Source organism: Nocardioides sp. YJ-D4 (assembly GCF_054031495.1).
Genome location: NZ_CM132932.1, coordinates 2359646 through 2384605 on the forward strand (window position 1 = coordinate 2359646; position 24960 = coordinate 2384605).

Below are 24960 nucleotides of genomic sequence, written 5' to 3' on the forward strand. Positions count from 1 at the left end.
CGATCCCCCTCGCGGCGGCTCCTGCCGCCGTCGTAGCTCTCGAGGAGCACGCATGCGTCACATTCGAAAGCGCGCCACACCCCTCCTGCTCGCCCTCGGTCTGGTCGGCTCGCTGACCGCGACCACACCCGCCCTCGCCGATCGACAGCCGGACCAGGGCGTACGCGGCCCGGATGCTGCCGCGATCGCGAAGATCGTCGACCGCATCGAGGAGCCCTCGATCCCCGACCGCGACTACGAGATCACCGACTTCGGTGCCGTCGGAGACGGCACGACCGACGCTCTACCGGCGATCAGGGCCGCGATCGAGAAGGCGTCGACCGACGGTGGCGGCAGGGTCGTACTCCCGGAGGGCACCTGGCTCTCCGAGGGTCCGGTCCACCTGGCGAGCAACATCGATCTCCACGTCGCCGACGGGGCGACGCTGCTGTTCGGGACCGACACCGACGACTACCTGCCCGTGGTGCGTACGCGCTGGGAGGGCACCGAGCTGGACGGCTACTCGCCGCTGATCTACGCCAACGACGTGCACGACGTCGCCATCACCGGGACGGGCACGATCGACGGCAACAAGGACTCCGAGTTCCACGCCTGGAAGGAGAAGGAGAAGCCGGACCAGCTGCGGCTGCGCCAGATGGGCTTCGACGGCGTACCGGTCGAGGAACGCGTCTTCGGGAAGGGCACGTTCCTGCGGCCCAGCGCCATCCAGTTCTTCGACGCCGAGCGGGTGCTGCTGGAGGACTACCGGGTCACCAACTCACCGTTCTGGATCAACCACCTCGTCTACACCGACCAGGCGACCGTACGGGGGCTCGACGTCGACAGCCACCGGGCCAACAACGACGGCATCGACGTCGACTCCAGCACCAACGTCCTGATCGAGGAGAACCGCTTCCGGACCGGCGACGACTCCGTGGTCGTGAAGTCCGGACGTGACCTCGACGGACGCACCATCGCCCGCCCCAGCGAGAACGTCGTGATCCGCCGCAACGACATGGGCGGCGAGGACGGCATCGCGCTGGGCAGCGAGATGTCCGGCGGCATCAAGGGCGTCTACTTCACCGACAACGTGCTGCGCGACGGCGCCTCGGCGATCCGGTTCAAGGGCAACCTCGATCGCGGCGGCACGGTCGAGCACATCCGGGTGAGCAACATGGAGATCGGCAACTTCGAGACCTTCATCTGGTTCCAGCTCGACTACCCCGGCGAGCTCGGCGGCAACTACCCACCGGTCTACCGCGACATCGTCTTCTCCGACATCACCGTCGCCTCCGCCAAGACCGGGCTCGACATCCACGGGCCGGCCGACGCACCGCTGAGCGACGTCACGCTGCGTGATGTCACGGTGGAGGAGGTCGAGACGCCGATGGTCCTGGAGAACGTCGAGGACCTGCGCTTCGACAACGTCCGGTTCGGTGAACAGTACGCCGACGGAGAGCTCGACTGGCTCTCCTGAACCGGTCCCCCATCCCCCGCAATCTCGGAAGGAACAGCATGAACACAGTCCGACAGGTCAGCGCCTTCGTGGGGCGTTGGTTCGCCCTGATCGTCCTGGTCGCCGGCGCCATCGCACTGGCCACCCCCAGCACCTTCGACGGGTGGGCGGCCCAGGTGCCGCTGCTGCTCCAGATCATCATGCTCGGGATGGGGATGACGCTGCGGCCCGCCGACTTCGCGATCATCGGTCGGCGGCCGTGGGCGCTGCTGCTGGGCGTCGCCACCCAGTTCACCGTGATGCCGTTGCTCGGCTGGGGCATCGCGAACACGCTCAGCCTCTCCGCCGTGCTCACCGCGGGCATGATCCTGGTCGGCTGCGCGCCCGGCGGCACCGCCTCCAACGTCATGGTGTTCCTGGCCCGTGGCGACACCGCGCTGTCAGTGGCGATGACCTCCGTGTCGACCCTGCTCGCGCCCGTACTGACGCCCCTGCTGGTCCTCTTCCTGATCGGGGAGGACCTACCCGTCTCCGCGAGCGACCTGTTCGTCTCGATCGTGGAGATCGTGCTCGTCCCGGTCCTGCTCGGCCTGGTGCTCCGGCTGCTGCTGCCGCGTCTCATCGAGAAGGTCATCGATGTGCTTCCGCTGATCTCGGTCGCCGGTATCACCGGAGTCGTGCTCGCCGTCGTCGCCGGAAGTGCCGACACGCTGCTCTCGGTGGGCCTCCTGGTCGTCGTCGCAGTCGTCCTGCACAACGTCGCCGGCCTGGCCCTCGGGTACGCGGTCGGGCGAGTCTGCGGCATGCCGATCTCGAGCCGGCGCGCCATCAGCATCGAGGTGGGCATGCAGAACTCGGGACTGGCCGCCGCGCTCGCCACGGTCCATTTCTCGCCGGCCGCAGCGCTGCCTGCCGCGATCTTCTCGGTCTGGCACAACGTCTCCGGCTCGATCCTGGCGAGCTACTGGTCGGGGAGGCCCATCGAGGCCGCAGAGGCCACCGGCGACGGCGTCGTAGATCTCGCCGACGAGCACTTCGATGGCACGCGCCGAAAGTGATTCTGAAGACGTACGCATAGAGGTTATCCACGTCCACCTTAGCGAGGGTGTCAGAGGCTCCTCCACGATCCAAGGCGCATGGGCAAGAATTGCTCCCTGAATGAATCGATCCCCCAACCCGTATGGGTATTTTCAGTTCACAACGCGCTCACATCAACGACTGAAAAGGCTGATCGACAGCCAGGCGTTACGGGGGTGTTGCTGCCACCCCGATTCCCTGAACGCCAGCGTTAAGGCCATTTCACTCAGCGCTTTTATTTGTTACTAGCGCCATGCGCGATACGTAACTGCGGCGCAACCCGTCTGAGTTCAACTTTAAGTGCCGACTTTCGAGGCTGGCCACGGGCACATCGTGGTGCGCGTTCGCGAACACAGGATGGGTATTCGCCATGCAGAAGATCATTTCTTGCAGCACCACCGTCATCCCCATTCCGTTCATCGTCGTCACCCGAACCACGGCGATCACAGCCACTCTCGCGTCGGCACAGGCACGGGCGGCGAGAAGAACCCCACGTCGATTCAGGGGCACTGAGCCCCAAGAAGGCACGCGACACGTGGCCCTGCGCTCTTCTGCGCAGGTCCCGGTGCCGGCTGAGCCATGGACCACCCCTCGTTCGATGACTCTCGAAACTCACTAGGTGGAAGCAATGTCGAATGCTTCAACACGCGGATCGCAGCGCCTCGCCACGGCGTTGGCAGCAACGATCTTCGCGCTTTCGTTCTTAACCCCCACACTATTCACAGCAGCGCCGGCGTCCGCGCACGCCCACTTGGTCACGAGCTTTCCGGATGCCGGCGCCGTGCTCGCCGCCAGCCCGCCGGAGGTGGTGCTCACGTTCGACCAGCCGATCCAAGCGTTTCCCGGCGCGAACGGCATCGTGGTGACCGGACCACAGAGCAGCCACTGGGCGTGTGGTCGTGCTCGCATCGACGGGAACACCTTGACCGCCTCGATGAGTGAGTTGGGGGCTCCGGGCCGCTACCGGATCGACTACCGGGTGCTCGGAGCGGACGGCCACCCGATCATCGGGTCCGTGCCGATCGATATCCGGCCGTCGGCGTCCACCACGTCCACCACCTCCGCCACGTCCATTGCTTCCACCGCGTCCGCTGCCACCGCGATGACGGCGTTCGACGTGGATCGGCCGCGTGGCCTGGCAGCGCTGCCCATGTGGCTGTGGATCGCGCTGCTGGCCGCGATCGCGGCGTGCGTGGGGGCCATCGGTCGCCAGACCGTACGCCGAACGGACGCGACATGAACGACCGCGCCCGGCTCCTGCAGGCGTCGGCGCTTGTCGGCGTGAGCCTCATCGCGCTTGCCTTCGGGATCCTGGCCACGCTGCCCAAGCCGGTCGTCGGCATTCCCGAGCCGTCGGTGGTGGTACGCACCGGGATCCCGCTGCTCCGCTGGATCGCGAACGTGTGCGCGATCGGCGCCGTGGGCTCCGTGCTGGTGCTGGTGCTTCTGGGTGAGGCCGGCCGCGACCGTGCTCCTGCCCTGGCCCGACGTACGTCAACGGCGACGGTGTGGGCCGCGGCAGTCTGGGCGGTCGCGGCGCTGCTGGGTCTCTGGTTCAACGCGGCGGAGATCTCTCAACGCCAGCTACGGGTGCCGGTCGGCGGCGTGCTCGGCTACGGCGGAAACGTCAGCCTGGGTCTCGCACTGCTGATCAGCGCCGGTTCGGCGGGAGCGTTGACCGCCTATTCGGTTGCCCGCTTGCGGCGGCCGTCATTGCCGCCGGACGTGGGCTTTCTGATCGCGCTGGCGGGCCTGACGGCCGTATCGATGAGCGGGCACGCTTCGCAAGGTGAGCCGCCGTTGCTGCTGATGATGGCCAGCGCCCTCCACGTGACCGGAGCGGCACTCTGGGTGGGCGGACTGGCCATCACCTTTCTGATCGTCAGCGCCGACCGGCAGGCGCTGGCCATCGTTCTTCTCCGGTTCTCGCGGGTCGCCGAGGCGAGCTTCGCGCTGGTGGCGGTCAGCGGCCTGTTGTTGGCCGCGACCCGGCTGACCGGCGACGTGACGCCGCCCTTCGGAGACGTGGTCGACGCATTGACACAGACCGGTGCCGGCTGGCTGGTCATGGGCAAGCTCGCCTGCATGGCCCTGCTGGGCTGCTCGGGGGCGTACATCCGTACTGCCGTCGTCGACCGGGTGGCGCGGCAGCAGCCCACGCCACTCACCGTGTGGGCCGGACTCGAGCTCGCTGTGATGGCGGTCGCGGTCTCGCTGGCCACGGCGCTGGGGCGTCCCCTCTAGCTCGCTGGTCTCGCCACGACCCACCGGATCCCGCCGGCCGGTCGTGGCGAGACGCCTCAGACGGCGCTCACGCGTGCGCGACGCCGCCTCAGTGCATTCACGGTGCCGTCGAGGAGGACGAACGCGACGAGGGTGACGCCGAAGACCGGCATCGCCCAGCCCAGTGCACCCGCCGCGACAAGCACCACGACCAGCATCGGCACCGACAGGTTGCGCCACACCGGCGGCGGGGAGGAACGCCCGGACCGAGTGGGCCGGCGCTGCCACCACATCCGATACCCCAGCCCCAGGAGCACGAGCGATCCCAGGGCCAGCAGGGCAAGCAGGAGCTGGTTGGCCAGCCCGAACAGGGTGCCGCTGTGGGCATCGACACCGACGCTGGTGAGCTTGGCCATCAGGGGGTAGTCCTCCCAGCCCTGGCGGGCAGTGACCTGCTCGGTGTAGGGATCGATGGCGACGGCGGTCTTGCGGACCGGCAGCCCTTCGGACGACTCCTCGACGGTGAACGGCTCCTCGGCGGTATGCGGCGGTATGAGAGTGAGTTCACCTTGCAGGCCTTCCGACCTGGCCACCTCGACAGCACGGTCGAAGCTGATCGGCTCAGCAGTGCCGACGGCCGCCACCTCCGGCGGGGAAAGCGACGGAGTCTTGCCGTTCACGGCAGTGATCGCGGTGTCGACGCGGCCACCGGCATACGTCGACCACGTCAGGCCGGTGATGCTGATGCCAAGCAGCCCGACCGCCAGCCAGAGACCCAGCACCCCGTGCCAGGACCGGCTGCGTGCACGTCCCTTCGCGGTGAAGGACGGAATCAGCACGGCCCGCAGGGACCGGCCACGGGCTCGTTTGCTGAGCCACAGCACCAGGCCGCCGAGCACGATGAAGGGCAGCCAGCTGGCAACGAACTCGGAATAGATCCGACCGAGGTCGCCCAGGTGCAGGTTGCCGTGGAGCTCGCGCAGCCACACCTGCGCGGGTGGCCGGTCGGCCACCGTGACCAGTTCGCCAGTGACGCCACCGGTATACGGATCGACGTACACGGTCAGCGACTCCGAGGAGAAGTGGCTCCCGGTCTGGTGCAGGCCGTCGATGCCCATGAGCACGACCCGGGTGGTTCGGTCAGGGTCGTCCGCGGGAATGACCGAGGTGACGTGTGCGTCGGGATGGACGGCGAGTGCGGCCGCGACCTGCTCCGAGAGCGGTCGCGGTTGCCCTGTCTGCGCCTCGACGTGCAGTTCGTCGCCGTACAGCACATCGTTGATCTGGGGAGTGAAGGCATAGGCCAGGCCGGTCAACGCCAGCACCGCGAGGAACGGTGCGACCAGAAGGCCCGCCATGAAGTGCACGCGTCGAGCGAGCAACCACAACGGGGCGCTGGAACGCCTTCGATCGGCCGCACCGGCACCAGCCCGGGGCCGTGAGGGGTCAGCGGGGATCGTGGTCATGGCAGCTCCATCGCTACGACGGCCTTGTTCACATTGATATCGGCAAGCACCTGGACCGTTCTTCCGGAGCTGCCCCGGTGAACGCAGGTAAGACTGGGCATGGGTTTCTCCTTCTTTACCTATTTCCTCCTTATACCCAGTTACCTTGGATGTTTCAGAGGCATGTTGTGGATGTTTCAGGTGTTCCCAGATAGACAATCTGGGGTCGGATATCCAGTAGGCCGATCAGGTATGACCGATTCGTCGCCGCAACGTAACGCACCAGTTAAAAGCGCACCATGCCTTCGCATTACATGGGCGACTGCGGAGATTTCCTAAACTCCCAGGGGTATTAAACTCCGAGGGGTATTTAAACTCCTGGGGGTATATATTGAGCGCGAAACTCGACGTCAGCCGTCGAATCTCCTCCCCGAAATGAATGCCTCGTGAGGCCGTGAGGTCCCATTAACGATGAGATTTCACCCAGGGTCGAGGGCCCTTAATGAGGGCAGTATTGAGTGATTACCACTCCTCGGGATTCCCCGAATTTTCACCTTGGAGATCGAATCAAATGCGCTAGAACAGAGAGGCATTCTTCATGTCTGTATCAGCTCCCCAAGGCTTCTTGGGGCTCAGGAATCGACGACGACGACTCGGCGCGGTGGCCGTGGCGGCGGCCTCGGCGATCACAGCGGCGAGTCTGACCACGATGCCGGCCGTAGGCCAGCAGCCGGTCGGGGTGGGCCCGCTCCCCATCACCTTCGATCTGACCGACGAGAACGGAGGATGGTTCGACTCCGGTCTCAACCTCTTCGGCAGCAAGTCCCTCGCGGTAGGCGTGCTCCCCCGGGTCGCCGTGCCTGCTGGCGGAGTGCCCTCTGTCGGCGGCCCGCTGCTGCCGACTGACGCGTCGTTGGTGGAGAACCTCCTCGGCGGGCTCGGCACCGCCGGCGGCGCGAGCGCCACCGACCCGCTCGCCCTCGACTCGACCCTGGCCACAGTGAAGGGCATCGCGAAGTCCTCGCCGGAGGCGGCTGACAAGGCCGCCGAGGCCGAGGACCTGATCGGCGAGCTCGAGGCGACCGTCGCCGACATGCCGGCGGGCGAGCCGGTCGACCTGACCTCGCTGCCGGTCGGCGTGGACCTGGCGGGTGTCCTGGACTCCCTCCAGGAGTTCGCGGTCGAGGGGCCTCCGGTCACCGTCACGTTCAACGTGGACCCGGCCAAGTCGCAGGGAATCCGCAACCCGATCGGGCTGATCGCTCCCGAGGGGGCGGACGAGTTCCCGTACATGGACTCCAAGGGCGCCTTCTTCGGCGAGAAGACGATCCAGCTCACCGAGCCGGGGCTGTACGCCTTCACCGACTCGGTCGCGCCGTACATGCTCGGCGCGGTCGTGGTCGACGACCCGCTCACGTTGGGTCTCGACTTCGGCGAGAAGCTGGTGGTCAACGGCAAGCCCGAGCCCGTTCCGTCGAACGCCGACATCATCCAGCGGCTGGTGAACGCCTTCTTCACCATCACCAACCCGAACAACTGGCAGCAGTTCAGCGACTCCAAGGAGGTGTCCTGGAATCCGGTCCAGCCGCCGGCCCCGATCCTGCAGTACGACGCAGAGGGCAAGCCCGTGCTGATCCCGAACCTGGACGCGTACTACGACCAGAAGTTCGAGTACCCGAGGAAGCTGCCGGCGCTGAAGAAGCCGGCCACCCCTGGCGTCGGTGAGGTCTGGATGGCCACTCAGATGGAGGACTTCGCAGGGAAGAAGAAGCACGGCTCCATCACCAAGATCAACGCCGAGGACTGGACGATCGATCGGAAGATCGCAGCCCCCGAGATCAACATGAACAACATCCACAACATGTGGGCGGACAAGACGTACAAGTACCTGTACGGGAACGAGTGGTTCGACAACGAGACCGACGTGTTCGACCGGGCGACCGGCAAGTTCGTACGGAGCCTCGAGGTCGGGCCCAACCCGGCGCACGTGATGACTCGTCCAGGCAACGACAACCTCACGATCGGCGTCAACGCCGGGACGGACATCGTCGAGGCGGCACCGGGCGCCACGAAGATCATCAAGCGCATCCACGCCGATCCGGAGAGCGGCATGACCCCGCACCCGCACGCGCACTGGACCAGCCATGACGGCAAGACGGTCGTCGCGCCGAACACGATGACCGAGGAGGCCGTCATCGCCGACATGGACACCGGGAAGGTCAGGCACGAGCCCGTCGGGGCGTTCCCGATCGCCACGTCGATGACGCCGGACTCGAAGAAGGCGTACCTGTCCAACTTCCTGGGCATGAGCGTCTCGTGCGTGTCGCTGGAGGAGGACGCGTGTGCGACCCCCGACGGCGGTGTGGCCAAGAACTCCACGATCGACCTGTGGCAGAACTACGACTCGCAGACCGGTCCTGAGAAGGGCAAGTCGTGGGGCGGACTGACCATCCAGCTCCCGGTGAGCCCGGACGGCAAGGCGCTGCTGGCGGTCAACACCCTGTCCCAGACGGTCAACGTGATCGACCCGGACACACACAAGTTGATCAAGGATCTGCCGTGCAACGCCGGTTGCCACGGCGCCAACTTCGGCGCCAAGGAGGGTGGCGGCTACTACGCCTACGTCTCCAACAAGTTCTCCAACGCCATGCAGGTCATCGACGTCGACCCGAACAACGATGGCGACATCTCGGATGCCGCCATCGCCGGCCAGCTGACGCTGGGGCCGACGGCGGACACCAAGATGGACGACGAGCTCGTCGCCCACCCGGGTGTAGGCGGACAGGGCGTCCTCGCCCTCCCGCTGGTCTACAACGGCTGGTCACAGGAGATCCCGGCGGCCTGGCGAAAGGGTCTGACCTGCGAGCAGATCAACCCGATCGACGAGTCGGCCTGCTGATCAGCATCAGCATCTGACACCACCGACGGTCCGGGGCTGGGCTGCGCTGCACAGCCCCGGACCGTCTCTGCCAGACCCGAAATTTCCCACGAGTTCCCGATCACGCAGGAGGCCGGCCGATGACGGCGCAGGATATTCGCCCACGGGCTGTGACAACCCCACCCCGCCCCAGGATCCGTCGGCGCGTGATCGGGCTGGTCGTGTTGGTCGCGGCCTGCTGGGGAGTGTTGCTCACGGTGCTGCCGTCGACATCGGGTGACCCGGTGCTGGTCTCCGTGAGCCCTCAGGACGGTGAGACGGTCAGGTCCCCCGACGAGGTCCGGATCACGTTCGACCGGCCTGTACCCGCGGAGCTCACGACGATCCAGATGACTGATCCCGCGGGCGAACGCATCGTGTCGACCCGGCCGTACAACCCGTCGGGGGCCGACGACGCGATTGCCGTGCCCATGCCGGAAGCCCGCTACGAGGGGATCTACACGGTCGTCTGGTCGGTGCCGTCCAGCACCCTCGAGCCGATGATCGGTTCGTCGACCTTCTCCGTGTACTCCGCGCAGAGGTTCACCGCGGTCCCCGGCCTCGTCGTCGACCGCGACCCGGTCGTCGTCGCGGTGTACACGGTCGTGGAAACCCTCGCGACGGCCGCCCTGGTGCTCGGCGTCGGGACCGTGTTCGTGCTCGGAGTCGCCTGGCCCGAGGGCACCCGCCGTCCAGGGTCGCGCCGTCTGCTCAAGTGCACCTGGGCGACCATGGTGCTGGCGACGCTCGTATCCCTGCTCTCGTTCGGCGGTTACGCCGCCCGGACCTCGCTCGGCGACGCGTTCGACCCGGCGCTCCTCGCCGGGACGGTCGAGTCGGACATCGGGGCGGCGCTCATGGCCAGGCTGCTCATCATGCTGCCGCTCACACTCGGTTTCTGGCAGCTCCTGCGGAGCACGCCCGCCCGGACTTCGGTCGAGCGCTGGATCGCCGCGGCGACGGTGCTCGGTGCCGCCTCGGCATTGGCAGCGACCTGGATCTTCGCCCGCCCGCACGCACCGACGGGACCGGGGCCGCTCAGCGTGGTCGCGAGCACCGCGCTCCTACTGGCGGCTGCGGTCGGCGTCGGCGCCGCGGTGATGCGATGGACGGTCCTACGTCGAGCCGGTGGACAGGCGGCGCCCGCCGCGCGGCTGCTTGCCCGGATCATGCTGGAGGGCGGTGCGGTCGTGCTGCTCGCGGCGACCACGACCGGCGGCTGGCAGCTGGCGGCGTACGGCGTGCTGGCGGTGGTGATCGCCGGCACGGGGGCGGCGCTCCTGCTCCAAGAGCGGCGCCGCAGATCCGACCCCGAGCAGAGCGACGGCCGGCGGGGCAGGCCCGCTCGCCGCCGGCTGCGGGAGGTGGCAGCGGTGTCAGCCTCGGCCACCGTCGTGGCGCTCGCAGCGCTGCCCGGTTCGGACCTCCTCGGTTAGGACCTGAGGGATACCCATGCCTACGTACCACCGCCTTCTCTGGCGATTCAGCGCCACCATCGGTGTGACCTTCACGCTCGTCCTCGCGCCCGCCGCGTGCGGAGGCACCGACGAAGACACTGTCCCATCGGCCGAGCCGGCCGGCGCGCCGTCCTCCGTGATCCCCTCGGCTGCCGCATCGTCAGCAGCTCCGGTCAGCCCCACCGCCGAGTCAACCGATCCCGGTCCGCTTCTCACGGTCACGATCGACGGAGAGGAAGTGTCGCCCAACGCGGAGGAGATCGAGCTCAGCACCGGCGAGAAGCTCCACGTGGAGATCGACTCCGACCGGGCCGGCGAGCTGCACGTCCACTCCACCCCTGAGCAGTCCGTCGAGTACGCCGAGGGGACCTCGAACAGCGAGATCGTCGTGAACACGCCTGGCACCGTCGAGGTGGAGGACCACGACACCGGCGCTGTCGTCGCGCTCATCGAGGTGCGCTGACGTTGTTCGCCCTGATCCTGCCCATGCATGGCTTGGGCGGAGGCGCAGACCTGCCCATCCCTGCCCCCGTCGCGATCGCGGGCGGCACGGCCGCCCTCGTGCTGTCCTTCGTCGTTCTGCTCCTGGCGTGGCGTACGCCTCGGTTCGCGACGACTGGCGGCGAACGAGCTGTCCACGCGGGCCTCGCGGCATTCCTGGACGGTCGCGGCTGGACCATGAGCGTCCACGTACTCGGGATGACGTTCTTCTGCTTCATGCTCTGGCCCGCGCTGTTCGGGCCGGACCTGCTGAGCAATCCCACCTTCGGCGTGGTCTACGTATGGCTCTGGGTCGGCATCGTCCCGGCTTCGCTGCTGTTCGGCCGCTTCTACCGTGCTGTCAGCCCGGCCCGCACCCTCCATTTGATCCTCGCGAAGGTCGCGAGGCGACCACCTGAGGAAGGCATCCGCCGCTATCCGGCCCGCCTGGGGTACTGGCCCGCCGCAATCGGTCTGTTCGCCTTCGTCTGGCTCGAGCTCGTCTCACCCCAAGCGACCTACCTGGGCTCGGTTCGCGCGTGGTTCGCGTGCTACCTGGCAGCGATGTTGCTCGGCGGCGCGATCTTCGGTGAACGATGGCTCGAGCGGGCCGACCCGTTCGAGGTCTACTCCACCCTTCTGGCCCACCTCTCACCGTGGGCCCGAAACGACGAAGGCGACCTCGTCTGGGTCAGTCCGCTGCGCCACCTCGCACGTGTGCCAGGCGAAGCAGGACTGGTGGCCACGGTCGCGGTCCTCCTCGGCAGCACCGCGTACGACAGCTGGCGCGAGAGCGTGACCTGGATCCGGTTCGTCCAATCCAGTGGCATCGATTCGACCGTGTTGGGAACGGCCGGACTCCTGACGACGATCACCGTCGTCGGAGTCGTCTTCGTGGCGGCGTCGATGGCAACAGCGGCCGATGAGAGCGTCGATCGCCGGCAGATCCCGCGTCGCCTCGCTCACTCCATCGTCCCGATCGTCGTCGGCTACATGGTGGCGCACTACCTGAACTTCTTCGTCCAGGTCGGCTCACAGACTCTGATCCAGATCAGCGACCCCGGCGGGACCGGCGCGAATCTGTTCGGGACCCGGGACTGGGAGGTCAGCTACTGGTTCTCCGAGCATGCGACCTTCCTGGCCACGACCCAGGTGGTCGCCATCGTGACCGGGCACGTCTTGGGAGTCATCACAGCTCACGACCGTGCCCTGGAGATCCTCCCGCGGCGTCACCAGGTCGCCGGTCAGCTGCCGCTGCTCATCGCGATGGTGCTCTACACCTACATGGGCCTCTACCTGCTGTTCGGAGCCTGACCCGGTAGCCGACAGCTCGCGGGCGACGTCGGTGCGGTCAGGTCTTGGGGTTCCGGTCGACGGCGGGAAGGCGCCAGGGTCGAGTCGGGATTCGGCGACCACGCGCGGAGCGAGCTGACTCCCCGCCAGACATTCTTCCGACGTTGCGGCGACGGGTCGGCCGTCGATCGTCCCGGCTATCGGCGGCCATCTCGGAGAAGTAGACGATGCCGGCGAACTGCTCGGCGAGCGATGGCGCATCAGGGACGGTGTCACCGCCCTCCGGACGGCCATCGAGCGAAGGAGGCAGGACATTGCCACTGAACTCATCGGCAGCCCGATCAGCAGTGCCGCTCGGCGCAAACATCTGATCGAGGGCGACCTCGGTGTCCATAGGGCTACTCCTTACGCGTGGGCGGCTCATCAGGATGAAAGTGGGACGCGAGCACCTTGATGCGGCGCTCGAGCTCTGCGTAGGCGGTGTCGAAGGCCTCAGGGCCTTTGTCCACCGGGTCGGGGATCGACCAGTGCAGCTCACCGGCGACCTTCGGGGTCTCATACGCGCGGTCACAGACGGTGACCACCAGATCGTCCGGGTCGAGCACGTCGTCGAGATGACGAGGATCGATGACGGGGAGCTCCAGATCATGACGGGATGCGACATCGACCGCACCCGGGTTGATCTGCTCGGCGGGATGGGTGCCGGCCGAGGCGGCCGGGATCGTGCTGACCTGACGCCACAACGCCGCAGCCAGATGCGATCTGGCCGAGTTGCCGGTGCACACGAACAGGACACGCCTGGGCACCGCCACGGGGGACGCGGTGCCCAGGCTCTCGAGCGCGTCCTGCTCGAGGTGCAGGTACGTACGTCTCCCGTCGCCCTCGGAATGATGACGGGACACGACACCTGCGCTCACCAGGGTCTGCACGTGGTGAGCAAACAAGTTCGACGAGACATTCAGCATCCCGGCGAGCTCTGTGGGGGAGGCATCACTCATCTGGAGGCTGTCGACGATCCGAAGTCGCACCGGATCACCGAGCGCTGCGTGCATCCTCGCCCGGCGTTCCAGTTCGACCTGTCGCTCAACGTCCATTGACTCAATGGTTACTGAGCAATGATCCGAGAGTCAAGAGATCAGCAGTGAATACCGGTCAAGTGACCGGAATCACACCGTCGGAGGCAAGGGGTCAGCTCGGGCTCGGGGTGCTCAGCGTGGATGCGTACGTCTTGGGGCAGGTGCTGCCCGAGCAGGCGCGGTACTTCGCATCGAGTGCCTTCAGTTGGGCGACGACCTTGGCGTACCTCCGGTCCCCAGCCAGGTTGCGCGTCTCGTACGGGTCGACGGCGCGGTCGTAGAGGACGGGCGCACCGCTGGCGGTGAGGGTGATGTAGGTGTAGCGCCCGTAGCGGATGCCGCGATACTTGCTGGTCGTCCCGCCCAGAGTCGGCCAGGCGGCGATCGGGATCGGCCGGTACAGCGTCTTGCCCGCCTTCACGCTCGACGCGAGCACGCGCGTGATGTCGACGCCATCCTGTGCCCGCCCCGGCGTCGCCCGCCCGAGGGCGGCGACCGTGGTGGCGATGTCCGGGTTGCCGACCGCGGAGCCGACCTTGATGTTCTTCGGGATCCCGGGCCCGACCATGATCAGCGGGATCCGCATGGACTGCGACGACTCCCACAGCTTGCCCAGACGGTTGTGGTGCCCGGTGGTGTAGCCGTTGTCCCCTGAGAAGATGATGACGGTACGCCGGTACTGCCCGCTGTCCTTCAGGTGGGCGATGGTGCGGGCGACCGCCCGGTCGACCGACTGCGCCGCCTCGATGCGCTGTTGGTAGACGTAGCGCATGACCCGCTTCTGGGCTGCCGTGTAGGGCTTCCCAGCCGTCACCTGGCCCGGTCCGGCGTAGAACATGTCCGGAGTCGTGGGCAGCCCGAGCCCGCTGAAGCGTCCCTTGTCCGCACCCATCGGCCGGGTGTTCTCCAGCCACAGTGACGGCTGGTTCGGGTAGCGCTTCTTCGGGTCGCTGGCCTCGACCGGGCCACCCGCGTGTGGCGCCACGTAGTTGACCCACAGGAACCATGGCTTCGTGCCGCCGGCGTTGGTCCCGGCGTTCTTGATCATCTTGATCGACCGGTTCTGCAACGCGACCGAGCTGTAGAGACCGGGGCTCTGGATCGTGCCGTTGGCGTTGAACTTCGGACTCAGCAGGTGGTAGGTCGACGGATCGATCGTCGCCTGCCAGTTGTCCCATCCGGGCTCGCCGCTGGAGTAGCGCTCGGACCCCTTGCCGTAGCCGTTGAGGTACTTCCCGAGGAACATCGTGCGATAGCCGGCCTTGTCCATCCACACCGGAAGCGTGTTCCGCCGCCCCGTGAAGCCCGAGTAGCCGCCGTTGGTCCCGGAGATCGACCAGTTCCGATGGTTGTGCGCGTACTTGCCGGTCAACAGGCTCGCCCGTGCCGGGACGCACAACGGCGTCGGTGCCACCCCATCGGTGAACGTCGTCCCCTGCTGCACCAGCAGCCTCTGCACGTTCGGCATGTACTTGATGTCCGTCGCCGCCAGGTCATCGACGTTGATCATCAACACGCTGGGCCGCCCCGACTCCAGCCGTCCTGGCAGCGCCGCCGCCTCCGCCGACGACGTCGGCCCGCACAGGACCGCGACGGTGCTCGCCACCGCCAGGGTGGCGATCGTGGTCCGTCCACGCCGAAGCGCCTGGCTCAGGCCCATCCCGGAACTCATTCTTCAACCTGTCTCTTCATGACCTCTGCTCCGCAGAGATGGAACCAACCGGGACACGACGGCCTCGTCGGGCCATCAGCGCCCAAGGCGCGTCAACAGCGCGGAGGTCACTCCCGGCCGCTGGCCGTGCGACTCACTGCTTCTCGGCTTCCGTCAGCACCGGGTCCCGCGTCGAGTTCAACGAGACTCCTGGCAAGAATCGGACAGCTGGAAGCGCGTCTCCGATCCCGAGCCGGCGAGCAACCCGAAATCTATCCCGCGGCGGATTTTCGCCGCAGTCGTTCAGGGCTCTGTTAATCAGTTGTACACATCGCGTCGTCCTCAGAGGAGGCCGAGACCGGTGGCGTGGCGACGTACCGCCTCGCTGTCGGCGACGAGCACGAGCGGCACCTCGTCGCCCATGGAGTCCCACACGCGCTCGACGCGGCCGTCGTGAGGATCGAGCCGCACCTCGCGGATGTAGACCGCGAGGATCCGCCCAGGATGGCGGCGGACGGCATCGGCGTAGATCTCCGGATCGTGCTCACCGGAGTCACCCAGGAGGACGAACGGAAGGCTCGGGTGGAGCGCGAGGACCTCGTCGATGCGCCCGCTCTTCGGCTCCCGGCCGCCGGCGCTGCCGAGCAGATCGCGCAGCAGCAGCGGCCCGCGCGGGAAGTCGCGGTGGCGCACGAAGGCGTCCAGGAACGCATGCAGGTTCCACGGGCTGGAGGAGATGTAGAACACCGGGTTCGCATGGGCGGCGAGGTCGCGGTAGAGCTCGGGCGCACCAGGGAACGGCGTACGCGTCAGCGCCGACCCGGTAAGGGTCTGACGCACCATCCGCCCGACGCGCTGCACCCCGGTCTCGAGGATCGTGTCGTCGATGTCGGAGATCACGCCGAACCGTGCCTCACCGACGGGCACGCTGACCTCCACCGTCGCCCGGTGGTCCCCGGCCAGACCGCGGTACTCGCCGGCCAACTCGACGACACCGCGCGTGAACGGAGCCTCCAGCGTTTCCGGGTCGGGCTGCAGCCGGGCCACGAAGTAGCCCTCGTCATCGGTGACCGCCTCCACCGCGGCATCACCCACAGTGACCCGCAGCGGCACACCCGGCAGCTCGTCGGTCACGAAGTGGCGGATCATGCGGCGTACGGCAGCCCCCGCGCCCTCGCCCTCCACGGCCTCCGAGGGCGGTGGATCGTCGACGACCCGACCGCGAACAACGACCCCCTCGGCACTCCCGTGCCCGCCATAGCACTCGATCCGGAAGTCCGCCGGCACCCGCGATCCTGCCCGACGGAACCTCGCTGCATCCCACGCTCGCTCCAACCCGAGCATCCACTGACGTGCCGACATGGGCCACAGCCTAGATTCCGCCTCGCTTGGACGCCCCCGCGGAGTCCTGCGGAATCGCCTCCAGGGCGCGTCGCTGCGCAGGATCTGCTCGACACCACCGCGAACGACGTCAGTACGACGAGGTTCATCCAGTTCAACTTCCTCGTGACCAGGCATTGAGGTTGCGTCATACCCCTACCCCGCTAGGCTTCGGCGGCCCGGTCACTCGGACCGTGGCGTTCCCCACGGAGGAGAGGTCTCGTGAGGCTCTCGATCGACCGGAGAACAGGCCTGGTCGGCGGCGTCGTCGCAATCGTTGCGACCGCCGCCGCCATGTTCTCCCTTCTGCCCTCCAACGCCGGCGCCGCGACCACGGTGGTCCTCGACGGCGTCTCGGTCTCCGTCCCCTACGGCGGCACCCAGGTCGTCACCGTGAACCGCAGCTCCGGGACTTACGCCAACGTCCGGTTCTGGGTGAAGGCCGACGGGAAGTGGACCCAGAAGTTCATGACCACCCAGGGCCGCATCGGCTCCGGCGGCCTCGTCCCCCGCGACCAGCGCAAACAGGGCACCAGCACCACCCCGATGGGCACCTTCAGCCTGATGTCCACCTTCGGCACCCACACCAAGGCGACCACTCAGAAGCTGGCCCATACCAAGATCACCAGCGAGTCCTACTGGGTCCAGGACAACAACTCGGCCTACTACAACCGCTACCGCCTCAAGTCCCAAGGCGGCTTCCGCTACTGGCTCCCCGCCAGCGACATCAACAGCTCCGAGCGGCTCGCGGCCTACCCGACACAGTACGAGTACGCCGTCGTCATCAAGTACAACTACGACAACCCCGTCCGCTACCGCGGCGCCGGCATCTTCCTGCACGTCAACGGCTCCGGCGCGACCGGCGGATGCGTCAGCGTCCCCCGCTGGATGATGAAGGAATACTTCAACCTCCTCGACCCCACCAAGAAGCCCGTCATCGCCATCGGCGCCTGACCCCTAGGCCATCCCGGCCGGTTCCCGCGACCACTCGCGGGGACCGGCCACCTACGAATCACACACGGGCTGATCCAAGCATCGTCGCCTCACGCCGCACGCCAAACGACGGCAGCGCCGACAAGCAAGAACCCCGCCTGACCCTCTGCGTATCCGCAGGTCAGACGGGGTTCTTATCTGGTGGAGCTGAGGGGATTCGAACCCCTGGCCTTCTCATTGCGAACGAGACGCGCTACCAACTGCGCCACAGCCCCAAGCGATGAGAAACGTTAGCACCTCGTCGCGGGTGTTACCCAATCAGTATGGCCTCAGGAGCCCGTGGCGCGGCCACGGGCCTGCTCGGCGGCCTCGGCCGCGGCACGCTCGGCCTCCTCCGCCTGGCGGACGAGCTCGGAGTCGGCGGCGTTACGGCCCGAGCTCCATACGCCGGTGGCGTCGAGGTCGATGGTGCGGACGGTGCGGCGCGGCGCGGCCTCCTTGGAGACGTACGTCGGCAGCGGTGTCTCCACCGGCTTCCAGGCACCCGCGGGGAGGTGCTCGCCGGTGTCGTCGTGCTCGACCACGGCCACCAGGTCGCCGGTGTCCTGGTCGATGTCGAAGGTGACCCGGGGCGGGGCGACCGGCTCGGGCTCGGGGATGTCCTCGGGGAACGGGATCCGGGCCCAGACCTCTCGCTGGTGGCGCACGCTGAGCCGGCAGGTGACCAGCCAGGCGACGACCAGGCCGGCCGGGATGGCGATCCACGCCGGGCCGAAGACCCCGAAACCAGCGAGCGCGCCCACCACGGCCAAGCCGAAGACGAGCACGCCCAGGACGATCGAACGGCGCTTGGCCGCAGCGCGTGCCGCTCGGCGTCGTACGGCCATCGGTACGGGCCGAGGAGCTGGCTCCTCGACCTCCGCCTCAGGCTTCTTCGGCGACTTCTCGGTCACCAGGTCGGTCGAGTCCTTGCCGGTGGCTTCTCTCCGTGCGAGGATCCGGCGGGACTTGGAGATGGCGGCGCTGGCCCGGCTCTTGGTCCCGTCCTCGGCCGTCGCTGTCTGTTCGAGCGCTTTGGGCACCAAGTACACCGCCCACGCCACGGCGAGGGCGACGAAGATGAGTGCGCTCGGGTCCACGTTAAGAAGCGTAGGAGCCATTACCAGCCCGTAGGCGGACGTGCAGTGGTGTGTCGCGTGTGACTTGTGTGATTTCAGCAGGACACGCCGAGTCAATGCCTCATTCAGGTGACAAACCGAGCCTGGCCAGCATTCCTTGGTGACATTCTTCAACTGTTATCGCGAAGATACGGTGATCTCGCCAGGCACCGTCGATATGCAGAAATCGAGGCGCATATCCGATCTCGTTGATGCCCAATTTCTCCACGACGCGGAGCGAGTTCGAGTTCTCCGGGCGGATGCAGATCTCGATCCGGTGCAGCCGCGCGGCGGTGAAACAGTGGTCGATGACCAGCGCCACCGCCAGCGGCATCACGCCGCGTCCGGCGAAGCGCTGGTCGATCCAGTAGCCGATCGAGGCGAACTGCGCAGAGCCCCGCACGATGTTGTTGACCGTGACCTGACCAGCGAAAACACCGTCGACATCGATCGCGAACGGGTAGGTCACTCCACGCTTGGCCTGACGCCGAAGACGACGTACGAGGCTCGCGAACGTCGTGGGCCGCGCGCTCGATCCCGGGGGAACGGTGGCGTCCCACTGGTGCAGCCAGGCGGCCGAGCGGCGGCGCGCCTCGGTCCATGCCTTGGCGTCGGTGCGGTCGAGCGGGCGTAGGGTCACCGAGCCGTGGGAGAGGACGGCGGGCCAGCCGGGATCGGTCACTGATGGTCGCTTCCCACACTCTGCTCCACGGCGTGGGGCAGCACCGGACGAAGGACCTCGATCGCATCCTTCACGCCACCCCGGGACCCGGGAAGGTTCACCACCACGCACGCTCCGATCTGACCGGCCAGACCGCGGGACAGTAGCGCCGTCGGGATCCCCTTGGCCACTCCGGCCGCCCGGATGCCCTCGGCGATGCCGGGGATCTCACGATCGAGCAGCGGGCGGGTGACCTCGGGGGTGCGGTCGGTGGGGGTCAGCCCCGTGCCGCCGGTGGTCAGGACGACCCGCGCCCCCTCCTCGGCCGCGCGGGCGATCGCCTCGCCGACCGGGTCTCCGTCGCGTACGACCTCGGGAGGGCCGACCACGAAACCGAGCTCTTCCAGAAAGGTGACCAGGAGGGGGCCGGTGGTGTCCTCGTAGACACCCGCCGAGGCGCGGTTGGAGGCGACGACGACCGTCGCTTTGAGGCTCATCGCTGGAACGTACCCGACTTTCCACCGGTCTTCGTCTCGACGCGGATATCGGTGATGACCGCCCGCTTGTCGACGGCCTTGATCATGTCGACCACGGTGAGGCCGGCGACGGCGACCGCGGTCAGTGCCTCCATCTCGACACCGGTGCGGTCGGTGGTCTTCACGGTCGCGGTGATCTCGACGGCGTCGTCGGCGATGCTCAGCTCGACCTTGACGCCCGAGACCGCCAGCGGGTGGCACAGCGGGATCAGGTCGGGGGTCTTCTTGGCACCCATGATCCCCGCGATGCGGGCGACGGCGAGCGCGTCACCCTTGGGTACGCCCTCGCCGCGGAGCAGCTCGATGACCTCCGGTGCGACCAGCACGCGCCCGGACGCGGTCGCCGTACGAGCCGTGACCGCCTTCTCGGAGACGTCGACCATCCGAGCCGCGCCGGTCTCGTCGACGTGGGTCAACCTGTCAGCCATCAGAACTCCACATCCAGCTCGATCACGTCCACCTCGGCGTCCTTGTCCAGCGAGGTCGTCTCCGGCGGGATGACGATCAGACAGTTGGCGCCGGCGAGGTCCCCGATCAGGTGGGACCCCGGGCCGCCGATGGGCGAGACGCCGGCGCGGGAGCCGTCGTACCAACCGCGGAGGTACTGCTCCTTGCCCTTCGGCGAGCGCACCCCGTGGGTCAGGGCGGCGCGGCGTACGGGCCTGGCCTCGGGGGTCATGCCCATCAGCCGGCGCAGCGCCGGGAGCACGAAGAGCTCGAAGGAGACGAACGAGGAGACCGGGTTGCCGGGGAGGCACAGGACCGGCACCCGCTCCTCACCGATCCGGCCGAACCCCTGGGGCTTGCCCGGCTGCATGCTCACGGGGCCGAACCAGACGCCCTCCGGCGTCAGCGCCTCCTTGACCACGTCGTAGTCGCCCATCGAGACGCCGCCGGAGGTGACCACCAGGTCGGCGCGGACGAGCTGGTCGGAGAGCGCGGTCATGAACGCCCGCGGCTCGTCGGGCACGATCCCGACGCGGTACGCGATCGCGCCCGCCTTGCGCGCAGCGGCGGCCAGCAGAAAGGAGTTGCCGTCGTAGATCGAGTCGTGGCCCAGGCTCTCACCGGGCTCGCGCAGCTCGGTGCCGGTCGAGAGCACCACGACCCGGGGCCGCGGACGCACCGCGACCTGCGCGCGGCCGACGGAGGCGATCAGGCCCAGGTGGCGCGGGCCGAGGACCGTACCCGCGGGGATGAGCAGGTCGCCCTTGGCGACGTCCTCCCCCGCGTAGCGGACGTGCTGCGCCTCTTCGGGGCTCTGCCGGATCTCGACCTCGGCGACGCCGCGGTCGGTCCACTCGTACGGCACGACCGTGTCGGCACCCGTCGGCAGCGGAGCGCCCGTCATGATCTTCGCCGCCGCCCCCGGCGGGAGCGCCAGCAGCGAGGCCTGCCCGGCACCGATCTCACCGAGCACCGGCAATCGCACCGGCGCCTCGGCGGAGGCCGTCGCGACATCGGCGTAGCGGACCGCGTACCCATCCATCGAGGAGTTGTCGAAGCCCGGCAGGGCGACCTCGGCATGGATGTCCTCCGCCACCGCCAGCCCGAGGCAGTCCATCAGGGGCTGCGGGTAGGCCGGCATCGGCTCGAGGTCAGCCAGGATTCGGTTGCGGTACTCGGCGGGGGTCACACGACGAGCCTAGTCGTCACTCCCGATGGTCGAGCTGCTGGAGCCGCAAGGCGAAACCGTGTCGACCAGCAGTGTCAGTCGGAGAGGACGGTGGCGGGCGCGACGCGTTCGGCGTTGGCGCCGTCGAGCGAGACCGCGCCGATGACCTGGACGCCCTTGCCGAAGGTCCAGTCGCCGTTGACGGTGAGCGAGGACGCCTTGCGCAGCGACGGAGCACCCTCGGGGAAGCGCTCGTCGAAGCTCGCGACGTACTTGTAGTAGTCGCCGTCCAGGTCGATGAACGGCACCACGTCGGCGACCTGGTCGAGCACGAAGTTGTCGCCGATGTCGTAGACGTCGGAGCGGAGGACGAGGAGGTCGTTGGTCGTCTTGACCGGGACGAACCGGTCGCGGCCGACCTCGATCAGCTGCGAGCCCTCGAAGACCTCGATCGCGGCGCCCATGGCGGTCTCGATCTGAACGACCTTCGGGGTCTTCGGGTCGGCCGGGTCAACGGTCTTCTCGTTGCGGATCAGCGGCAGGCCGAGGATGCCGTCGCGCTCGGAGAGGACCTTCTTGAGCGCCTTGAGGTCGAACCAGATGTTGTTGGTCGAGCAGTACTTGTGGCGGTTGAGGTCCTGCAGCGCCACCTTGTCCTCGTCGAGCGTCTGCGCCGTCTCACGGAGGATCAGGCGGCCATCGGACTTGCGGCGCGCGAAGTGGCCGCCCTTGCGGTCGCTCGGGGTGCGGCGTACAGCCTCGATGGCGAAGGGGGCACCGGACTTGGCGAACCAGCCGGCGACCTTCTCGTCGGGGACGGCGCCGAGGTTGTCGGAGTTGGAGACGAAGACGCGCTCGTAGCCCTGCTCGATGAGCAGGTCGAGGAGCCCGGTGTCGAGCAGGGCGGTGTAGATGTCGCCGTGGCCCGGTGGGCACCACTCGAGCTCGGGGTCCTTGGGCCACTCGACCGGGGTCAGGTCGTCGACGAGCAGGCGGGGCTCGCGGTTCTGCAGGAACTCCAGCGGCAGACCCTCGACCGGCAGGTCCTGGTAGCGCTCGAGCGCGGCCAGGCTGTCCTCGGAGGTGCGGAAGGAGTTCATCAGCAGCAGCGGGAGGCGTACGTCGTACTTCTCGCGCATGTGCAGGATCTGGCGGGCGATCACGTCCAGGAAGCTCAGACCCTTGCGCACGCACAGCAGCGACTTCGCGCGGTCCATGCCCATCGAGGTGCCGAGGCCACCGTTGAGCTTGATCACCGCGGTGGTCGAGATGGCGGCGTGCGCCTCCTCGTCGGTGACCACGGCGTCGCTGATCGACGGGATGTCGACCGGCTCGATGGTCTCCTCCGGGATCATCCCGGTCTCACCATGCTCGAGCTGGCGGTAGTAATGTGCGAATGTCTGCACCGCGACGTCGTCTACGCCGGCATCGCGCATCTTCGCCATTGCCTTGGCCAAACCTGGGCTACCCATAGAGGAAAGCCTAGGCTGTCGTTGTGTCGGGTTCACACACCCCTCCGGGTTCTGATAGTCCAGCCCCCGCTGACTTCGTGGGGCGCAAGACTGCCTTACGCGACCAGTTGTTGACTACCCGGGGGCGCATCGGGCTCCCTCGGTTGGGCTCGCTCGCGCGTGCCCTGTCGCAGGTGGTCACTGATATTCCAGACGTACGCAGCGCCGGAACGGTTGCGCTCTACGTCTCGATCGGCACCGAACCGGGCACCGGACCTCTTATCGACGAGCTGGACGCGGCCGGGAAACGCATCCTGCTGCCCTGTCTTCTGCCGGACAACGACCTGGATTGGGCCGCCTACGACGGAGAGCTGGTCCGCGCGCCTCGGGGGCTGCTGGAGCCCGGCGGGGAGCGGTTGGGCGTCTCTGCGATCGCCAGTGCCGACGTCGTGCTCGTTCCCGGCCTGGCCGTCGACTCCCGCGGGCATCGGATGGGGCGTGGCGGCGGATCCTATGACCGCGTCCTGTCCCGGGTGCCGGCCGGAACCTTTACCTGCGTACTTCTCTATCCGTGGGAGATCGGCGTCGCGGTGCCGGTCGAGGCGCACGACCGGGCGGTCGGAGCGGCCGCGAGCGCGGAGGGAATGCAGCGCTTCTCCTAGGCGTTCGCTAATATTGGCAGTCGCGCCCGTCGAGTGCCAGATTCTGTTCTAGGAGAAACGTGCCCACCTATCAGTACGCCTGCACCGAGTGCGGCCACGCCTTCGACCAGTTCCAGAGCTTCAGCGACGCCTCGCTGACCGAGTGCCCCGAGTGCGGCGGCAAGCTGCGCAAGGTATTCAGCGCTGCCGGCGTCGTCTTCAAGGGCTCCGGCTTCTACCGCACCGATTCCCGGTCCGGATCCTCCTCTTCGACGTCCTCCACGTCCTCGACGACGTCGTCCTCGAGCACCTCGTCCCCGGCGCCGGCCGCCTCCAGCTCGTCGGACTGAGACCCACCCGCGGCGGCGGGTTATCCACAGGGTCATCCACAACCTGACCTGGGCTGTGGATAGCGAGATGCGGGAATCGCGAGTGCGACTTAGCGTGCCCGCATGTTCACTCGAATCACGTCCCTGACCCGCCGCGTACGCCGCGGGGTCCTCGCCCACCGACGCCTGCTGGCGTTCCTGCTGACCGCCTCCGCGGTCGCGATCGGCCTGTCGGCCACCCGGCCTGACCCACCCGACACCTCGACGATGGCGGTCGCCTCCCGAGATCTGCCGGTCGGCACGGTCATCACCGCAGCCGACCTCACCGACGTCTCGACCGACCCCGCCAACGTGCCCGCCGACCTCGCCGAGGCGCCGCTCGGCGAGCGCCTGGCCGCGCCCCTGCGCCGCGGCGAGCCCGTCACCGACGTACGTCTGGTGGGGCCGGAGCTGACCGAGGGACACCCCGACCTGGTGGCCGTCCCGGTCCGGCTCCCCGACGCCGAGATGGCCGAGCTGCTCCACGTCGGCGACACCGTCGACCTCTACGCCACCGACCCCGCGACCGCCGAGACCGCCCGGGTCACCACCGACACGCTGATCCTCAGCCTCCCTCAAGCCGCGGAGGCGAGCCGCGATGATTCCATGGCACAGGGAAAGACCGAGGGGTTTGGCGTCACGAACACTTCGGCGGGGCGTCTGGTCATCGTCGGAGTCGCCGAGAACAGCGTCGAGGACGTCACATCGGCAGGGGTGGGTGGCTACCTCACCTTTGCGTACTGACGGCCAACGCACGCCATATCCGGGGTCTCCTTCACCTCACACAATGAGCAACAGGAGAAAGCAAGACATGGACGGTTTCAAGAAGTTCCTGCTCCAGGGCGACCTGATCAAACTCGCGGTCGCCTTCATCATGGGCGGCGCGTTCGCCACAGTCGTGACCGCGACGGTCGACGTCATCATGGACCTGATCGGCAAGCTCGGCGGCACGCCCGACTTCTCGAACTACGAACCGCAGGGCATCAGCGTCGGCGCATGGCTGACCGCGGTGATCGCATTCCTCATCATGGCCGCGGTCGTCTACTTCATGATCGTGAAGCCCTACACCCACGCCAAGGAGCGCTTCTTCCCGGACCCCGACCCGGGCGAGACCGAGATCGACATCCTCAAGCAGATCCGCGACAGCATCGCCGTTCGCTGACG

At 67.6% G+C, this 24960-nt stretch carries 25 protein-coding genes and 1 tRNA gene; 13 read left to right on the forward strand and 13 right to left on the reverse strand.

Features of this window, described 5'->3' with window-relative positions; all coding sequences use genetic code 11:
- Nucleotides 1-52: 52 nt before the first annotated feature.
- Entirely contained in the window at nt 53-1456 is a 1404-nt protein-coding gene (locus ACW14X_RS11200) for a glycoside hydrolase family 28 protein (protein ID WP_457165644.1), read from the forward strand.
- A gap of 38 nt (nt 1457-1494) precedes the next feature.
- Nucleotides 1495-2493, forward strand: coding sequence for a bile acid:sodium symporter family protein (locus tag ACW14X_RS11205; RefSeq protein ID WP_457165645.1), 999 nt, complete (start codon nt 1495-1497; stop codon nt 2491-2493).
- A gap of 241 nt (nt 2494-2734) precedes the next feature.
- Here ACW14X_RS11205 and ACW14X_RS11210 read toward each other — a convergent pair whose 3' ends face one another.
- Entirely contained in the window at nt 2735-2965 is a 231-nt protein-coding gene (locus ACW14X_RS11210) for a hypothetical protein (protein WP_350836520.1), read from the reverse strand.
- A 175-nt stretch (nt 2966-3140) separates the two neighbouring features.
- Here ACW14X_RS11210 and ACW14X_RS11215 point away from each other — a divergent pair, with 175 nt between their 5' ends.
- Entirely contained in the window at nt 3141-3752 is a 612-nt protein-coding gene (locus tag ACW14X_RS11215) for a copper resistance CopC family protein (RefSeq protein WP_457165646.1), read from the forward strand.
- Nucleotides 3749-4756 carry a copper resistance D family protein gene (locus ACW14X_RS11220; protein WP_457165647.1) on the forward strand — a complete coding sequence of 336 codons (1008 nt, stop codon included), beginning with the start codon at nt 3749-3751 and terminating at the stop codon, nt 4754-4756. Before ACW14X_RS11215 ends, ACW14X_RS11220 begins: the two co-directional genes overlap by 4 nt.
- A gap of 56 nt (nt 4757-4812) precedes the next feature.
- On the opposite strand, the gene ACW14X_RS11225 is transcribed toward ACW14X_RS11220, so the two are convergent.
- Nucleotides 4813-6201 carry a PepSY-associated TM helix domain-containing protein gene (locus ACW14X_RS11225; protein ID WP_457165648.1) on the reverse strand — a complete coding sequence of 463 codons (1389 nt, stop codon included), beginning with the start codon at nt 6199-6201 and terminating at the stop codon, nt 4813-4815.
- Nucleotides 6202-6889: 688 nt separating this feature from the next.
- Between ACW14X_RS11225 and ACW14X_RS11230 the strand changes: the two genes are divergently transcribed.
- The 4 genes from ACW14X_RS11230 to ACW14X_RS11245 all read left to right on the forward strand — a co-directional run bounded on the left by ACW14X_RS11230 (nt 6890) and on the right by ACW14X_RS11245 (nt 12348).
- Entirely contained in the window at nt 6890-9079 is a 2190-nt protein-coding gene (locus ACW14X_RS11230; protein WP_457165649.1) for a YncE family protein, read from the forward strand.
- A 185-nt stretch (nt 9080-9264) separates the two neighbouring features.
- A complete protein-coding gene (locus tag ACW14X_RS11235) occupies nt 9265-10533 on the forward strand; it encodes a copper resistance CopC family protein (RefSeq protein ID WP_457165650.1) in 1269 nt (422 codons plus the stop codon).
- A 16-nt stretch (nt 10534-10549) separates the two neighbouring features.
- Nucleotides 10550-11017, forward strand: coding sequence for a hypothetical protein (locus ACW14X_RS11240; RefSeq protein ID WP_457165651.1), 468 nt, complete (start codon nt 10550-10552; stop codon nt 11015-11017).
- A gap of 2 nt (nt 11018-11019) precedes the next feature.
- Complete coding sequence (locus ACW14X_RS11245) at nt 11020-12348, forward strand: hypothetical protein (protein WP_457165652.1); 1329 nt, start codon at nt 11020-11022, stop codon at nt 12346-12348.
- 37 nt (nt 12349-12385) lie between these two features.
- On the opposite strand, the gene ACW14X_RS11250 is transcribed toward ACW14X_RS11245, so the two are convergent.
- The 4 genes from ACW14X_RS11250 to ACW14X_RS11265 form a co-directional block, all read right to left on the reverse strand.
- Nucleotides 12386-12721: a hypothetical protein gene (locus ACW14X_RS11250; RefSeq protein ID WP_457165653.1), complete on the reverse strand. Its 336-nt coding sequence runs from the start codon at nt 12719-12721 to the stop codon at nt 12386-12388.
- A gap of 4 nt (nt 12722-12725) precedes the next feature.
- Nucleotides 12726-13421, reverse strand: a complete 696-nt coding sequence (locus ACW14X_RS11255) for an arsenate reductase/protein-tyrosine-phosphatase family protein (RefSeq protein ID WP_457165654.1) — start codon at nt 13419-13421, stop codon at nt 12726-12728.
- A gap of 94 nt (nt 13422-13515) precedes the next feature.
- Complete coding sequence (locus ACW14X_RS11260; RefSeq protein WP_457165655.1) at nt 13516-15075, reverse strand: sulfatase-like hydrolase/transferase; 1560 nt, start codon at nt 15073-15075, stop codon at nt 13516-13518.
- A gap of 321 nt (nt 15076-15396) precedes the next feature.
- Nucleotides 15397-16416 carry a phosphatase domain-containing protein gene (locus tag ACW14X_RS11265; protein ID WP_457165656.1) on the reverse strand — a complete coding sequence of 340 codons (1020 nt, stop codon included), beginning with the start codon at nt 16414-16416 and terminating at the stop codon, nt 15397-15399.
- A 240-nt stretch (nt 16417-16656) separates the two neighbouring features.
- Between ACW14X_RS11265 and ACW14X_RS11270 the strand changes: the two genes are divergently transcribed.
- On the forward strand, nt 16657-17388 hold the full coding sequence (locus tag ACW14X_RS11270) for a L,D-transpeptidase family protein (RefSeq protein ID WP_457165657.1): 732 nt from the start codon (nt 16657-16659) through the stop codon (nt 17386-17388).
- 178 nt (nt 17389-17566) lie between these two features.
- On the opposite strand, the gene ACW14X_RS11275 is transcribed toward ACW14X_RS11270, so the two are convergent.
- The 7 genes from ACW14X_RS11275 to ACW14X_RS11305 all read right to left on the reverse strand — a co-directional run bounded on the left by ACW14X_RS11275 (nt 17567) and on the right by ACW14X_RS11305 (nt 22808).
- Nucleotides 17567-17642: transfer RNA gene (locus ACW14X_RS11275), tRNA-Ala, on the reverse strand.
- Between the two features lie 54 nt (nt 17643-17696).
- Nucleotides 17697-18506: a divisome protein SepX/GlpR gene (gene sepX / locus ACW14X_RS11280; RefSeq protein WP_457165658.1), complete on the reverse strand. Its 810-nt coding sequence runs from the start codon at nt 18504-18506 to the stop codon at nt 17697-17699.
- A 100-nt stretch (nt 18507-18606) separates the two neighbouring features.
- Nucleotides 18607-19206, reverse strand: coding sequence for a GNAT family N-acetyltransferase (locus tag ACW14X_RS11285; protein ID WP_160025521.1), 600 nt, complete (start codon nt 19204-19206; stop codon nt 18607-18609).
- Nucleotides 19203-19682, reverse strand: a complete 480-nt coding sequence (locus ACW14X_RS11290; protein WP_160025522.1) for a MogA/MoaB family molybdenum cofactor biosynthesis protein — start codon at nt 19680-19682, stop codon at nt 19203-19205. The genes ACW14X_RS11285 and ACW14X_RS11290 overlap by 4 nt, the downstream gene beginning before the upstream one ends.
- Nucleotides 19679-20149, reverse strand: a complete 471-nt coding sequence (gene moaC / locus ACW14X_RS11295; RefSeq protein WP_457165659.1) for a cyclic pyranopterin monophosphate synthase MoaC — start codon at nt 20147-20149, stop codon at nt 19679-19681. Before moaC ends, ACW14X_RS11290 begins: the two co-directional genes overlap by 4 nt.
- Complete coding sequence (gene glp, locus ACW14X_RS11300; RefSeq protein WP_350836545.1) at nt 20149-21357, reverse strand: molybdotransferase-like divisome protein Glp; 1209 nt, start codon at nt 21355-21357, stop codon at nt 20149-20151. The genes moaC and glp overlap by 1 nt, the downstream gene beginning before the upstream one ends.
- Before the next feature lie 74 nt (nt 21358-21431).
- Nucleotides 21432-22808: a UTP--glucose-1-phosphate uridylyltransferase gene (locus tag ACW14X_RS11305; protein WP_201451153.1), complete on the reverse strand. Its 1377-nt coding sequence runs from the start codon at nt 22806-22808 to the stop codon at nt 21432-21434.
- A gap of 77 nt (nt 22809-22885) precedes the next feature.
- Between ACW14X_RS11305 and ACW14X_RS11310 the strand changes: the two genes are divergently transcribed.
- From ACW14X_RS11310 to ACW14X_RS11325, 4 genes are all read left to right on the forward strand, one after another.
- Nucleotides 22886-23449 (forward strand): 5-formyltetrahydrofolate cyclo-ligase, encoded by a 564-nt coding sequence (locus ACW14X_RS11310; protein WP_350836549.1) that lies wholly within the window; start codon nt 22886-22888, stop codon nt 23447-23449.
- 59 nt (nt 23450-23508) lie between these two features.
- Nucleotides 23509-23778: an FmdB family zinc ribbon protein gene (locus ACW14X_RS11315; RefSeq protein ID WP_160025529.1), complete on the forward strand. Its 270-nt coding sequence runs from the start codon at nt 23509-23511 to the stop codon at nt 23776-23778.
- Nucleotides 23779-23880: 102 nt separating this feature from the next.
- On the forward strand, nt 23881-24540 hold the full coding sequence (locus ACW14X_RS11320) for an SAF domain-containing protein (protein ID WP_457165660.1): 660 nt from the start codon (nt 23881-23883) through the stop codon (nt 24538-24540).
- Between the two features lie 67 nt (nt 24541-24607).
- On the forward strand, nt 24608-24958 hold the full coding sequence (locus ACW14X_RS11325; protein WP_160025531.1) for a large conductance mechanosensitive channel protein MscL: 351 nt from the start codon (nt 24608-24610) through the stop codon (nt 24956-24958).
- Nucleotides 24959-24960 lie beyond the last annotated feature (2 nt).

Bases quoted from the DNA above. Each gene is read 5' to 3' on its own strand.
- ACW14X_RS11265 (WP_457165656.1), bottom strand. From the start codon at position 16,416: ATGTCGGCACGTCAGTGGATGCTCGGGTTGGAGCGAGCGTGGGATGCA.
- ACW14X_RS11240 (WP_457165651.1), top strand. From the start codon at position 10,550: ATGCCTACGTACCACCGCCTTCTCTGGCGATTCAGCGCCACCATCGGT.
- ACW14X_RS11200 (WP_457165644.1), top strand. From the start codon at position 53: ATGCGTCACATTCGAAAGCGCGCCACACCCCTCCTGCTCGCCCTCGGT.
- ACW14X_RS11220 (WP_457165647.1), top strand. From the start codon at position 3,749: ATGAACGACCGCGCCCGGCTCCTGCAGGCGTCGGCGCTTGTCGGCGTG.
- ACW14X_RS11225 (WP_457165648.1), bottom strand. From the start codon at position 6,201: ATGACCACGATCCCCGCTGACCCCTCACGGCCCCGGGCTGGTGCCGGT.
- ACW14X_RS11320 (WP_457165660.1), top strand. From the start codon at position 23,881: ATGTTCACTCGAATCACGTCCCTGACCCGCCGCGTACGCCGCGGGGTC.
- ACW14X_RS11230 (WP_457165649.1), top strand. From the start codon at position 6,890: ATGCCGGCCGTAGGCCAGCAGCCGGTCGGGGTGGGCCCGCTCCCCATC.
- ACW14X_RS11260 (WP_457165655.1), bottom strand. From the start codon at position 15,075: ATGAGTTCCGGGATGGGCCTGAGCCAGGCGCTTCGGCGTGGACGGACC.
- ACW14X_RS11290 (WP_160025522.1), bottom strand. From the start codon at position 19,682: ATGAGCCTCAAAGCGACGGTCGTCGTCGCCTCCAACCGCGCCTCGGCG.
- ACW14X_RS11215 (WP_457165646.1), top strand. From the start codon at position 3,141: ATGTCGAATGCTTCAACACGCGGATCGCAGCGCCTCGCCACGGCGTTG.
- ACW14X_RS11255 (WP_457165654.1), bottom strand. From the start codon at position 13,421: ATGGACGTTGAGCGACAGGTCGAACTGGAACGCCGGGCGAGGATGCAC.
- ACW14X_RS11325 (WP_160025531.1), top strand. From the start codon at position 24,608: ATGGACGGTTTCAAGAAGTTCCTGCTCCAGGGCGACCTGATCAAACTC.
- ACW14X_RS11305 (WP_201451153.1), bottom strand. From the start codon at position 22,808: ATGGGTAGCCCAGGTTTGGCCAAGGCAATGGCGAAGATGCGCGATGCC.
- ACW14X_RS11205 (WP_457165645.1), top strand. From the start codon at position 1,495: ATGAACACAGTCCGACAGGTCAGCGCCTTCGTGGGGCGTTGGTTCGCC.
- ACW14X_RS11250 (WP_457165653.1), bottom strand. From the start codon at position 12,721: ATGGACACCGAGGTCGCCCTCGATCAGATGTTTGCGCCGAGCGGCACT.
- moaC (WP_457165659.1), bottom strand. From the start codon at position 20,149: ATGGCTGACAGGTTGACCCACGTCGACGAGACCGGCGCGGCTCGGATG.